The sequence below is a fragment of the Microcoleus sp. S36b_A4 genome (assembly GCF_036700645.1).
Lineage (GTDB): Bacteria > Cyanobacteriota > Cyanobacteriia > Cyanobacteriales > Microcoleaceae > Microcoleus.
In genome coordinates this window covers 1-13,624 of the sequence record NZ_JAUBPI010000039.1, presented here as the reverse complement: position 1 = coordinate 13,624, position 13,624 = coordinate 1, and the positions used below count along the sequence as shown (strand labels likewise).

10 protein-coding genes are annotated in these 13,624 nt (G+C 46.6%); 6 read left to right on the top strand and 4 right to left on the bottom strand.

All coding sequences use genetic code 11. The features are described 5' to 3' along the window. Positions 1–108: 108 nt before the first annotated feature. Positions 109–1,116 (bottom strand): DUF4349 domain-containing protein, encoded by a 1,008-nt coding sequence (locus QUA03_RS14570; RefSeq protein ID WP_333213006.1) that lies wholly within the window; start codon positions 1,114–1,116, stop codon positions 109–111. A gap of 166 nt (positions 1,117–1,282) precedes the next feature. Between QUA03_RS14570 and QUA03_RS14565 the strand changes: the two genes are divergently transcribed. Continuing rightward, on the top strand, positions 1,283–3,739 hold the full coding sequence (locus tag QUA03_RS14565; protein WP_333213005.1) for an ATP-dependent helicase: 2,457 nt from the start codon (positions 1,283–1,285) through the stop codon (positions 3,737–3,739). Between the two features lie 301 nt (positions 3,740–4,040). Here QUA03_RS14565 and QUA03_RS14560 read toward each other — a convergent pair whose 3' ends face one another. Beyond that, positions 4,041–5,723, bottom strand: a complete 1,683-nt coding sequence (locus QUA03_RS14560; RefSeq protein WP_333213004.1) for a tetratricopeptide repeat protein — start codon at positions 5,721–5,723, stop codon at positions 4,041–4,043. Positions 5,724–6,333: 610 nt separating this feature from the next. On the opposite strand from QUA03_RS14560, the gene QUA03_RS14555 reads away from it, so the two are divergent. Beyond that, positions 6,334–8,070, top strand: a complete 1,737-nt coding sequence (locus QUA03_RS14555; protein WP_333213003.1) for a pseudouridine synthase — start codon at positions 6,334–6,336, stop codon at positions 8,068–8,070. 102 nt (positions 8,071–8,172) lie between these two features. Here QUA03_RS14555 and QUA03_RS29025 read toward each other — a convergent pair whose 3' ends face one another. Together QUA03_RS29025 and QUA03_RS14550 are read right to left on the bottom strand one after the other, a co-directional pair. Further along, entirely contained in the window at positions 8,173–8,325 is a 153-nt protein-coding gene (locus tag QUA03_RS29025; protein ID WP_445242603.1) for a DUF6883 domain-containing protein, read from the bottom strand. An 87-nt stretch (positions 8,326–8,412) separates the two neighbouring features. Then, entirely contained in the window at positions 8,413–10,935 is a 2,523-nt protein-coding gene (locus QUA03_RS14550) for an EAL domain-containing protein (protein WP_333213002.1), read from the bottom strand. Between the two features lie 299 nt (positions 10,936–11,234). Between QUA03_RS14550 and dapB the strand changes: the two genes are divergently transcribed. The 4 genes from dapB (at position 11,235) to QUA03_RS14535 (ending at position 13,560) form a co-directional block, all read left to right on the top strand. Next, on the top strand, positions 11,235–12,062 hold the full coding sequence (gene dapB, locus QUA03_RS14545; protein WP_333213001.1) for a 4-hydroxy-tetrahydrodipicolinate reductase: 828 nt from the start codon (positions 11,235–11,237) through the stop codon (positions 12,060–12,062). Positions 12,063–12,156: 94 nt separating this feature from the next. Further along, the gene (locus QUA03_RS14540) at positions 12,157–12,867 is read left to right on the top strand and encodes a phosphate ABC transporter permease (protein WP_333213000.1); all 711 of its coding nucleotides are present in this window, start codon (positions 12,157–12,159) and stop codon (positions 12,865–12,867) included. A gap of 197 nt (positions 12,868–13,064) precedes the next feature. Beyond that, positions 13,065–13,265, top strand: a complete 201-nt coding sequence (locus QUA03_RS29020; RefSeq protein WP_445242604.1) for a DUF4160 domain-containing protein — start codon at positions 13,065–13,067, stop codon at positions 13,263–13,265. Further along, positions 13,246–13,560, top strand: coding sequence for a DUF2442 domain-containing protein (locus tag QUA03_RS14535; RefSeq protein ID WP_333212999.1), 315 nt, complete (start codon positions 13,246–13,248; stop codon positions 13,558–13,560). Before QUA03_RS29020 ends, QUA03_RS14535 begins: the two co-directional genes overlap by 20 nt. Positions 13,561–13,624 lie beyond the last annotated feature (64 nt).

Sequence of the window (13,624 nt, the reverse complement as noted above, 5' to 3'; positions counted from 1 at the left end):
TGACTACTGACTACTGACTAATGACTACTGACTACTGACTACTGACTAATGACTACTGACTACTGACCAATGACTACTGACTACTGACTACTGACTACTGACTACTGACTACTGAGGCGGTTTCGGTTCTTGAATTTGCGGAACAGAATGCTGTTTCTTAAATCGATTAAAGCCGTAAACCGCAGCCCAAATTAACAGAAAATAAGGACTGTAAGCCAACAGCCAAATACCCAAACCAAACAAACCTAGCGTCAATTCACCCACAGAATGAGTTGCTTTCCCCCAAGTTTCCTGTACCCGCAAACCTAGAGAAGGTTCCTGAGTTTGTTGAGCCGATACTGCTGCTTCTAGAGTTAAGCTAATAGTCGAATATGCTACTTGATTTCGCAAACTTTTTAACTGAGCGTCAATGCGTTCGATCGACTCCCGAATATTGCTCAACTCTTGAGCAGCTTTGAGCACATCACCGACAGAACCCGATCGCTCCATAATTTTTAACACCATTTCCTCCGATTTGCGAAGGTTCCGCAGCCTAGCCTCATTGTCAACTAATTGATCGGTAACATCCTCAGCCGTCAGAGCACGGTTCTCTACAGTTCCGAGTTTTGCCAAAGCGTCTAAAGTAGTTTCTAACCGTTCTTGAGGCACGCGAATCTCCACAGACGCGGTTTGGCGGACACTCGAATCCGGCGGCTTTTGATTTTGGAAACCCAAGATATCGCCTTGCTGTTTTTCGACAATATTGGTAACAGATTTAGTGCTGGCGTCAATAGATTTGACAACTACGCTGAGTTCGGCTTTTTTAATCAGTTGGGGACGGGTTGCGGTTGTTTCTGCTGCTTTTTTTGATGCACCAGAAGTTTTTGACCTCTGGGCTGCTGGCTCGGGTGCTGGTGCTGATTGTGGAGCCGATGCGGTAACTTGGTTTTCACGGATGCTGGGTGAATCGGCGCCGCCTGGAGCGCTGCTGGACGTTTGAGCTCCTCCGCAGCTAGGCAAAGCAATTGTGGAAGATAAAGTTAAGAATACCGCAACAGCAAAACGAGTTGTGCTGTTGTTGGCTGGGTTTGGGTTTGGCTTGTGGGGCGGGGAATTGATTTTGAGGCGAGTTTTCATTTGGGTGACTCCTCTAAAAAAGGCTTGGGTATTGAATTTTATGCTGGTTTTAATTTAAGCTCGAATAGATAGCGTTAGTTTAGCCGATACCGAAATGGAAACGGTAGAGGTTGCAGATTTTTTTATTTTTAACCGCAGATGAACGCAGATAAACGCGGATGTAATAATGACTGATGAATTTGATTCTGATTTTATGCGATCGACAACCAATATCGATCGCCCTGGCAACATTTCCTCTGGGTTAGACTCTGCGGCAGTTTTGCGAGAACAAGCTTGCCTTAAAATTCGCGAAAGCTTGCGTGCGGGCCAGCAGGACATGGCGGATTGGCAAGGCGGCCCCCTTGCTGTTTCGGCGGTTCCGGGAGCCGGGAAGTCTACGGGAATGGCTGCTGCGTCGGCAATTGCGATCGCCCGCAACCAGCTTCACAGCCGTCGCCAGTTAATTGTCGTGACATTTACGCGATCGGCTGCTGCTAATATTAAAGCTAAAATTCGGGAAAGATTGGCCCAATTGTCTTTATCTCAAGGCGGTTTTGCGGTGCACACTTTGCACGGTTTAGCTTTGAATATTGCGATGCGCCATCCTGATTTGTCGGGTTTAAATTTAGAAAATTCAACCTTAGTTACTCCTACTCAAAGTCACCGATTAATTCGCACCTGTGTAGAACTTTGGATTGCGGAAAATCCCCGCCGATATCAAGTTTTGTTGGAAGGACAGCAATTCGACGGAGAGGAAACGGAGAGGCTGCGGCGACAATCGGTTTTGCGGACGGAAATTTTGCCGCAGGTAGCTAAAACTGTGATTCACGAGGCGAAATCTTCTGGTTTATTTCCCGAACAGTTGTTAGAAATGAGCGCTCTTGATAGTGGGGACGGTTATGAGATTTTAGCGGTAGCTGGGGGTTTATATCAAAAATATCAGGCTTTGTTGAGGAGTCGGGAATTCATCGATTACGACGAAATGATTTTAGCAGCTTTGCGGGTGTTGGACAATCCGAAGGCGAGGGCGATCGAGCAAAAGCAAGTATTTGCTGTTTTTGAGGACGAAGCGCAGGATTCTACACCTTTGCAGACTCGGCTTTTGGAAACATTGGCGATCGATCCCGATCATCCTACTTTACCTCCCAATTTTATCAGAGTTGGCGACCCAAATCAAGCGATTAATTCTACTTTCACTCCCGCCGACCCGATTTATTTTAACCAATTTTGTGATGAGTGCGAAGTAGAGAATAAGTTAGCTACAATGGACGGTGCCGGCCGCAGCACCCAAGTAATTATCGATGCGGCTAACTTTATGTTGCAATGGGTAAATGGTTCGGAATTAGCGAAACATGAAAAGCCTTTTCGCGACCAAACTATTAAGCCCGTACCCAGCGATGACCCGCAGCAGAATGCAAATCCGGCTCCCCTTGGTCGAGGCTTAGAATTGCATACTCCCCGCGATATTTACCATACAGTAGAGTTAATTGGTCAGCGGGTAATTGAGTTAGTTGAGGAATTTTTACCAGCCGATTTTGAATTTACAAAAACTGAAAAAGCTATCGATTCAGGCGAAGAAGCTACCGATGGGGAAAGTAGTGCAAAATTGCCGTTAGAAAATCTGAAATCGATGGCTATTTTGGTGCGGGAAAACAAACAAGGCAAGTTTATCAAAGAAGTGCTGGAAAATCCTCAAAAACACGGATTAAGCTTTGATTTGCGGAAATACGGGATTAAAATTGAGGATGTGGGAGAGCGGGACAGACATTCTCAAGTGCCTTGGGAAATCTTAACACTGCTGCAATTTCTCGATCGCCCCCACTCTCCAGACTACCTGAAAGCAGCGTTAAAGATTTTGAGCGATCGGCAACTGATCCCCAAACAAGACTACAATGCTTTTGCGACTAGCCCCGAACAATTCCTTTACCCAGGCCCCCTAGACCCCCAGCAGTCAGACCCCGTTCGCAAATGTCGCTATTTTTGCTGCGGTTTGCTGCAAGCTAGCTTAGAACTGCCACCCTACCAAATCATTTCATTCTTAGCCTTAGCGCTGCAATACGACCAAACAGAATTAGCCACCGCCGACAAATTAGCAGAACGGGTAGCAATCCAAACAGCCGGCAACAATTCAATGCACAATATTTTGGGCGTACTAAGCGAAATTGTCAGTTCCGAAAGATTTGAACCTGTGGATGCAGACGACAAAATAGAAGAACGTTATACCAGCAAAGGTCAACTAACCATTATTACCATGCACAAAGCCAAAGGACTGGATTGGGATTGTGTATTTTTGCCGTTTCTGCACGAACAAACCATCCCCGGAAATTTGCGAGTTTTGCCACAAACCCGATTTTTAGGAGATTTCACTTTAGCAGAGGTAGCACGAGCACAAATTCGAGCAAGTTTGCACGAAAAATATCCTTTACCAAATCTAGGCGAAGCCTGGGAACAAGCAGGTTATTTGAAAACAGCCGAAGAGTTTCGACTGCTGTATGTGGCGATGACGCGAGCAAAAAGCTTGCTGTGGATGGCGGCGGAGAAAAAAGGGCCTTTTACTTGGAACAAACCAGAGAATTTACAGGAGCAAAAACCTTGTCCGATAATGCCTGTTTTGAAGCAGAGATTTCCGAGTAATGCTATATAAAAAAAGTAAAAACTAAGCTGAGGTGCATCAGCTTATCACAAGTTATCTGGCGTTATAAAATCCCTATCTTTGTCGCATAATCAACTTAATTCGATTGTTAATTGTGCATTTAAATTGTATGTTGAGGGCGGTCTTTCCGGCCCAACCCCTACTCCCCACAAGAGTTAAAATTTATTTTACCATGCAATTTAAATGCGGATTAGCTTATTTGCAGGGGAAGTTCAGGTTAAAACTTTACCCCAGCGCTGCGTTACGAGGAACAAAGCAATTTCAAAACTCCAAACTATTCGTCAATTTCCACTTACCACTTTCCTGACATCGCGCCCTTGAGTCTTAATTCTTCTCGACTGACTAAAGCTTCGTAGTAATCGGGTTTGATTTCGAGGGCGACTCCGTAAGAGCTAATGGCATCTTGAGTTCGCTGCAATTTTTGCAAAACGTCGCCCCGCTGCGCCCAAGCTTCCCAGTTGTCTGGCTTGAGTTGAATCACTTGGTCAAAAGCGACGAGTGCTTGGGAATAGTTCTGCATTTCCCCTAGGATCAGACCTCGCTGTACCCAGCCTTGATAGTTATCGGGCCAGACAGTAATTGCTCGATCGTATGATGCTAGAGCTTGTTCGTACTGCTGCAATTTTGACAAAGCGTTGCCACGTTTCAACCAAGCTTCAAAATTGTCTGGCACGATTTTTAGGACGCGGTTGTAAGCTGTGACGGCTTCTTCGTAACGCTGCAATTTTTCCAGCGCGGCGCCTTGCTGCAACCCTACTTTTGATGTAATTTCTGCTTCTGAAGTCAGAGAGATTACTTTATCAAAACAGGCGATCGCTTCTTCGTATTGCTGTAATTTTTCCAAAGCTTCGCCTCGCAAGTTCCAAGCTTCTAGAAAATTACCTTCAATTTGTAGGGCATTGCTGTAAGCGATAATTGCCTCTTTGTAGCGTTCCAATCCTGCCAGGGCGATGCCTCTACCCAGCCAAGCTTCGGGAAAATTCGGATTAATTTGAACTGCTTGGTCAAAAGCAGCGATCGCCCCTTCAAAATCTCTCGATTCTGACAGTGTTTGACCGCGCCCGATCCATGCTTCGGGATAAAAAGAATTAATTTGAATTGCCCGATCGAAACAAGCAATTGCCGCGTCTGCCCACTGGTGTTTGAGGGCCATCCCTTTATAAAACCAAGCTTCGCAGTCGTTGGGCTGCATTTGCAGTACGCGATCATAAGCTGTCACCGCTTCTGCATATTTGTGCAATTTTGCTGAAGCAATGCCTCGATTGAACCAAGCCAGACTATTTTGTGGTTGCAGTTGAATGGCGCGATCGTAAGAAGTTACAGCTTCAGCGTAGCGTTCGGCTTTCATCAAAGCCAAACCTCGGTTCAGCCAAGCTTCCCAATTAGTCGGGACGAGTTTCAGCGCGCGCTCGAAAGCGGCAACGGCTTCAGGATAGCGCTCCGCTTGAACCAACACGTTGCCTTGCCGATACCACATGGCGGGTAAATTCGGATGAAGTTGGGTTGCTTTTTTGTAACAGGTTGCGGCTGCATCCCACTGCTGCAATTCCTCTAAAACTCTGCCGCGCTGATACCAAGCTTCGTGCTTTTCTGAATTGATTTGAATAGCGGTGTCAAAAGCGGCGATCGCTTCTGAGTGATTTTGCAAACTTAACAGCCCTGTGCCGCGCAGCATCCAAGCCCAGTATTCTTCGGGATTAATTGCTGTAGCTCGATCGGCGCAGGCTACGGTTTCTGCGTAGGAATGCAGTTGCTTGTAAGCTTTGCCCAGATTCAGCCACGCCCTGGCCCAGTCCGGCTTGATTTGAACCGCTTTTCCGTAGCAAAGGACTGCCGCTTCGTACCTTCCTGCGGCGTACAATCTATTGCCCCGATCGTAATCTGGAAATGCTGCAAAAATTCTTAAAATTGGCGGCAGCAGAGCTGGTTGGGGGTTTGAGGAGTTTTCTGGAGCCGAAGTCGAGAGGTCTGGCATACGCCTTTCACATAAAAATTTAGTGGGATAACAAGCTTGCGGTCTTATATATTAACTTATGCTTTTCTTAATCTCGCTGCTGTTTTGAAACAAATTTAGCATATCAGGCTTGGTGCAACCAATCCTTTTTACTTAATTCTAGTAGGTATAAAATTATGCACCCTTCCCACTTTCGGTACACCCATGTAACATACGGTCAGTCGATTTTCGATTTTCGATTTTCGATTTTCGATTTTCGATTGACCGAAAGCATCCAGGATACAAGCCCCCGGATTAATTCCGAAAGCAGACTCAGGACCCAGAAATAAAAAACCTGTATCCGATGAAACTTGCCCCCCGAATTTATCCGTGGGGTCAGTCGATTTTCGATTTTCGATTTTCGATTTTCGATTTTCGATTCTCGATTTACCCCACAGATAAATCTGGGAGTTTGAACTAGGGTCGAAAATTTTTATCTTTCCACGACTCCTGTACGTGGCAGCGTATCCGTTTTTGGGCTGGGTCAATGCTTCAATCTAAAATCTAAAATCTAAAATCTAAAATAGATTGACCGAAAGCATCCAGAATACAAGCAGATATGCCCTAATTCAGATTTCAAACCAAATTTAATATGTTAGAAATGCACGCGCTTTTAGATGTCACGGACTGTCATTGGGAGTCGATCGACTCGCAGCCGAATTATTGGTACGAAGGCCGTTGTCCTCAAAGTGGCGAACTGCTGAGACTGCCGCGCACTCTAATTTCCGAGGATCTCGCGCGGGGTTTGATGCAATACCTGGCGGCTGACGACTCCTACGATCGCGAAGGGAAGATGTACGGCATATTACTGGTGGAGATGCCTTCGGGGGAACAGGGGATACTCAAAGCATTTTCCGGGCTGCTGAACGGTTGCAGCATTGTTGAGGGCTGGGTGCCACCGATTCCGGGACGAGATCGTGTTGCTTTCGAGGAAGCCCGCACCTTAACTGAATTGGAGGCGATGAAACAGGAACTTATTGCACTCAATCAACTCCCGCAGCGACAAGAGTATGCAGCCTTATTTCGGGAGTTTGAAGTGCAAATGCAAGTTTTGAGCGATCGGCATCGCAATTGCAAGCAGCAGCGAGATGAAAAACGCCAGTTACTGTGTCAAACTCTCCCAGCAGAAACACTAGAAATTGCCCTGGAACAACTGAATCAAGAAAGCCGTTTGGAGAAAATTGAACGCAGGCAATTGAAACGACAGCGGGATGAAACATTGCAGCCACTCAAACAATTAATTGAAGCTGCGGATCGACGGATGCGGGCGCTGAAACAGCGGCGAAAAGAACTTTCCCGCGAACTTCAGACGCAAATGCACGCGGCTTACACTCTGGTGAATTTTTTGGGGACATCGCGATCGATCTCCTCATTGATGCCAACTAATTCTATTCCCACTGGCACCGGCGACTGTTGCGCGCCAAAATTGCTTCACTGTGCTGCAGTACACAATCTGAAACCGCTGGCAATGGCTGAGTTTTGGTGGGGGCCGCCATCGGGGGATAAGATACAGGGAGAATTTTACGGTGCTTGTGGCGATCGGTGTCAGCCTTTGATGGGTTTTTTGCTGTCAGGATTAGCTCAAAATCCGATTGTTTCTAATATAAATGGGGGTTTGACGGGCGGGCTAGAAGCCCAACCCTTACTCCCCACAAGCAATAATTTTTCTTGTGGAACGGGCATCTTGCTCGTTACGCAAATGCTACCGATTATCTATGAAGACAATTGGTTGATTGCGGTCAATAAACCCTCTGGATTGCTGTCAGTTCCAGGTCGTTATTTTGAAAATCAAGATAGTGTTTTCAGTCGTTTGCGGAACTTGTTACCCGATAGTTTAAATTTAACGATAGTGCATCGTTTAGATTGGGAGACATCGGGAATTTTGCTTTTGGCATGGGACAAAGAAACTAGCAGTCAACTCAGACAGCAATTTGCAAAAAAGCAGGTTCACAAAGTTTATGAAGCGGTGCTTTCGGGTACTGTAAAAGTTGATGCGGGGACGATCGCTCTCCCACTTTGGGGCGATCCAGAAAACCGCCCTTACCAGCAAGTCAATTGGGAGTGCGGAAAACCCAGTGTTACTCGTTTTCAGGTAATGGTGAAAGAGGGAAATCATACTCGCGTCGAGTTTTTGCCGCTGACGGGACGCACTCATCAATTGAGGGTTCATGCAGCGGATGTTCGAGGGTTAGGGATACCGATTTTGGGCGATCGACTTTACGGATGTCGGGCTGCTGCGAATCGCCTACACTTGCACGCGCGGGAACTTTCGTTTGAGCATCCGCAGTTGGGAGAAAAGCTGCACTTACAGGCAGAAACACCTTTTTGAGCTAAGGGCGATCGGGCAATGATCAATATCTGTAGAATAACAAGTAATTGCTTCAGCATCAAGAGTTTTAATTGAAATCTGTGCTAACAGTAAGTCATAGTTTTATTGATTTAATCCTAAACAACCCTGAAATATTACAGCTTTATCGCTACCGAGAGCGTTATCTAAATTAAGAGGATACTCTGTTAATTTTCGAGGAGCGATAACGAGATAGCTGACAATTTTTTCAGGTTTACCTAGCAGTAATTTTAGCACCTAACATATTAGAGAGCTGCTTTGGGAACCCGATGGACTTTTAATTTTAGCTCTAACGTACAATAACTAATAACTAATAACCCACAACTACCACTGCGGATCGGAAGCCATCAAAGCAGTCGCAGCCTCGCTCGGTAACGGCTTAGCAAAAAAATAACCCTGACCATATTCGCAGCCGATCGACCTCAACCTAGCTAATTGTGCCGCCGTCTCCACACCCTCAGCAATCACATCCATACCCAAAGCATGAGCCAGCGCTACAATCGTCCGCACGATCGCCACATTCTCCCCCTCGCTTTCGAGTTCCATCCGCCCCACAAACGACTTATCAACCTTCAAAGTATCCGTAGGAAACCGACTCAAATAACTCAACGACGAATAACCCGTACCAAAATCATCAATTCCCAACTTGACATTTAACGCTTTCATCTGCTTCAAAACCGCGATCGCCGACTCCACATCCTCCATCACCACACTCTCAGTAATCTCCAACTTCAAACTCTCGGCATTCAAACCCGTTGTTTCCAAAATCACCTGAATGCGATCGACCAAATCTGGCTGGGCAAACTGCTTTCCCGACAAATTTACACTCATAATCAAAGCTCGATCGAAACCAAACATTCCCTCCCAAAGCTCCAACTGCCGGCAAGCCTCCTCCAACACCCACTCACCCAGCGGCACAATTGCCCCCGTTTCCTCAGCCACCGGAATAAACTTCATCGGCGAAATCAAACCTCGCAGCGGGTGCTGCCAACGCACCAAAGCCTCAAACCCAATAATCTTCCCGCTTGCCAAAGATACAAACGGCTGGTAATGCAGCAAAAACTCCTGACGCTTGAGGGCCATCCGCAAATCAGTTTCCAACTGCAACCTTTCCACCGCCAAATCGTGCATCGAAGCATTAAACACCTGATACCTTCCCGTTCCCAAAGCCTTTGCCCGGTACATCGCCGTGTGGGCGTCCCGCAGCAAGTGTTCCGGCTGTTCACTGACAGTAGCAGCCGGTTCGCCCCCCAGCGCAATCCCGATGCTTGCCGTCAAAAACACCTCCTGCCCCTTCAACTCAAAAGGCACAATTAAAGCTTGGTGAATTCGAGTGGCCAAATCCACCGCAGTAGCAACATCAACATTCCTCACCAAAATCGCAAAATCATCACCCCCCACCCGCGCCACCGTATCGGCGCGACCAATACTTGTCCTCAACCGCAACACCACCGCCATCAGCAGTTCATCCCCCGCCAAATGACCCAAAGAATCATTAATCACCTTAAACCTGTCTAAATCCAGAAACAGCACCGCAAACAGATAGCTGCGGCGGCCCCTAGTATTGGCGATCGCCCGCCCCAGACAATCCACGAACAAATCCCGGTTGGGCAAACCTGTTAGAGAATCGTGAAAAGCATCGTAAAGCTTCCTGTAAGCACTGACACTCACACCAGTCACAACCAAACCCAAAGTCGGCGACACCAGCGGTATCCACCCACCCCCAGTAAAAATCCCATAACTAATCCCCAACAGTCCCATCAATCCCGCAGCCCCAGCCAATCCCGCCCTCACAGGATGCTGAATCCGCCAAGCCAAAACCCCGCCAATCATCGCCCAAGCACCGTTCCACAAAATTTCCGCCCATTCCGGCCACACCCAAAATAGCGATCGCCCATCCAAAACCGCACTCAATATTTGGCTGAGCATTTGTGCGTGCAGCAACACCCCCGGCATTTTCGGACTTTGCATTTTAACCGGGCTGTAGGGCGTCAAAAACAAATCTCTGGTACTCGGTGCCGTTGTCCCAATCAACACAATCTTGTCCTTAACCCAGCTTGGGTCAATTTCTCCCTTCAATACCTGCCTGATACTGACTTGTCGCGCCACCTCCTTACCAGAACGGTATTTGAGCAGAATTTGGTAGCCTTTGGCGTCGAGATTTGCATAGCCGCCACTGTTAGAAGTTAAAGGCACAAATTCTGCCTTTCCCCAATTGATTTGGTGGGGATGAACAGGGCTATTTTTCTGCTGTACTCTGTCTTTGAGATACAGCAAAGCCACTTGCACAGAAAACGATAAAGCAATCTTTTTGTCGGGTTGCGAGACTGAAAGCAAATTGCGGCGTACAACGCCATCAGGATCGAGCACGAAGTCGTTAAAACCGAGCCGATCGGGCGGTATCCCCGGAGGCGCAGGCACTCCCTGACTTTCTGAATCGCTCAATTTATAGATCGCCACCACATTCGGTGCTTTCAGCGCGACCAGCAATTCTTCGTGTCCCGGCGGTTGAGGCAAATCCCGGTACAAATCCAAACCGATGACTTTTGGCTGATACTTTTGCAGTTTTGCCAAGGTTTGAGCGATCGCACCGTCGGAAATCGGAAATCTCCCCAAAGCTTGAATATCGGCCTCAGAAATTCCCACTACCAGCAGTCGCGGATCGGGGCCCGAATCTGGCTGCAAGCGCACTAACGAGTCAAAACTCCCCAATTCCAGGCTTTGCAGGCCTCCCAACTGCCGAACTCCCATATTCAGCAGCGTTACAGTCGCGCCCGCAAGCATTGCAGGCAAAATCCTAACCCGTCGGTTTTGAGAACTCAGGTTGAGACCAGTTGCGACAGACATGACATATCGAAGATTTCGAGAGAATTTGGCAGTCACAGAAAAAATATGTCGGTGCAAATTAGCTTTGCAGTCTGTTCTTACAGAATTGAGCTTAATATGAGATTGAATGTAATTTTTTCAGAACTTCTGCCGCCACCGAGTTTCTTTAAGCTAATTACTCGATTTGGCAAAATATTTCTCGAATCTGAACCGGGTTTTGGAAGATTGGCCGACAAATCCTGTCTTTCATTCCTTGTTTACCCAAATTCCCACAAGCGTTAAAATTTAGTCGATCAAACTTTCAGGATATTTTTGAGATTATGGCGAATCAACTTCCGATTCCGGTGATTGTTAACGGTGCTGCAGGCAAAATGGGCCGCGAAGTAATTAAGGCGATCGCCCATGCTAGTGACATGACCTTATTTGGAGCTGTAGACCGCTCTCAGTCGTGCCTCAACGCCGATGCCGGCGAAGTAGCCGGATGCGGCCCGTTAGAAGTTCCCATCACTGACGACTTGCAAGGAATGCTGGTATTAGCAGCTCAGGAAAAGCAGTTAGGAGTGATGGTAGATTTTACGCACCCTTCGTCTGTTTATGAAAACGTGCGATCGGCTATAGCTTACGGGATTCGCCCCGTAGTCGGCACTACCGGATTGAGCAGCAAGCAAATTGAAAACTTAGCTGAATTTGCTGATAAAGCGAGCACAGGGTGTTTGATCATACCCAATTTCTCGATCGGCATGGTTTTGCTCCAACAAGCCGCCGTCACGGCATCTCAGTATTTTGAACACGTAGAAATTATCGAGCTGCACCACAATCAAAAAGCCGACGCTCCCAGCGGTACGGCAATTCAAACTGCCCAAATGTTAGCAGAGATGGGAAAAACTTTCAATCCTCCAGAAGTTGAGGAAACCGAAAAATTAGCCGGAGCTCGAGGTTCACTGGCGGATGAAGGGATTCGCATTCACAGCATCCGTTTACCCGGTTTAATTGCCCACCAAGAGGTAATTTTTGGCGGCGCCGGTCAAGTTTATACTTTACGACACGATACTAGCGATCGCGCTTGTTATATGCCCGGAGTCTTGCTGTCTATACGCAAAGTCATTGAATTGCGATCGCTCGTTTACGGTCTGGAAAAAATCTTGTAGGTAATTGGTAATTGGTAATTGGTAATTTGTTACTACTGCCAACTGCCAACTGCCAACTGCCAACTGCCAACCGCCAACTGCCAACTGACTAATTATGCTAATTCCATTAACCCGCGAAACCTTTCAAGAACTAATTCCCGCCGTCGCCACGGGAGCGCAATATAAATATATCTGGGGAAAACCGCCCGATTTTTTGAGGCGAATGTTAATCTCTGCCGTCACCGTAGTTTTCCTCCTGGTAGTTTATAACTTCGTCGGTTCCGATGTCGGGCCGCTAGTTTTAATCACCGGATTGATAGCTGGTTTGTACTGGCTGTGGGGGCCGATTTTGTGGGCGAGTTTGCGGAATGCAGAATGCCGCAAATATCAATACTGCGGTTTTTGGCAAGGACGAGTTTTGGATATATATATTACAGATGAAGTCACAAGTCAAGAAGAAACAGTCAATCAAAAAGGACAACTCGTAATAGTTGACAACCTAGAACCACGAATCAACTTAGAAGTTGGCGACAAAACCGGATTTACTACTACACTTCGAGCTCCATTGCGGAAAGATCATCAAGGAATTGTCCCCGGCCAAGCTGCTTTAATGTTAATTATGTCAAATCAAGAAGATTTAGGCAGAATTGCCAAAGTTTCAGATATTTATATTCCCAGCCGTGACGTGTGGGTGAGCGACTATCCTTATTTACGCAGAGATTTGTTTGTCGAGATGAGCCAGCAAATTAAAAAAGGTAGGAAAAAAAACCGCGATCGCACTAATCAAAGCAGAGATGTAAAAAGGCGATCGCCCGCTGATTATTAATATTGATAGTAAGCTGTTTAGCATTTAAACTGCGTATTTCAGAGCCTGAAACCCTTTACTGGCCTAGATAGCCTCTGAGATTTAAATGGTGAACAGCTTAGCCACAAATTTAAGAGCAAATGCAGGTTAAAATTCTGACAAAATTCACAAGATAGCGGCTAATGCCTGCGGTTTTTTAGGTTAGCCCCTACAGTTTCATCTTTTTTAGTTCCGATCGAGGCGAACCCGCCCACATTCATGTTACGCGCGATCGGCAACTTGCCAAATTTTGGATGAATCCTGTATCTCTAGAAAAAAATATAGGCTTCAAAGAGCATGAATTAAACCAGATTGCTCGTCTTATAGAGGAATATGAACAAATATTGTTGGAGGCTTGGCATGACTACTTTGATCCTTGAAACAGAACCCCTCGTAATTAAAGTCACGGTGACAGATGAAAAAGTAATTGTGGACTTAGTTGATGGTCGCAGTTTGAGTGTTCCCTTAGCTTGGTATCCCCCTTTGTTGCACGGTACCCCGGAGGAAAGACATAATTGGCAGCTACTTGGAGATGGTTATGCCATTGAATGGGTTGATTTAGACGAACATATTGGAGTTGGAGGTTTGCTAGCCGGTCGACGCAGCAGTGAAAGTCAACGATCGTTTGAAAGTTGGTTAATTAACCGCAAGACTGATCTAAATAGGGCTTGCTGAAAAAGCCTAAAACCCTTACATCAAAAGACTTTGGCTCCTGACAGCGCTGAGCATGTGTAAGATT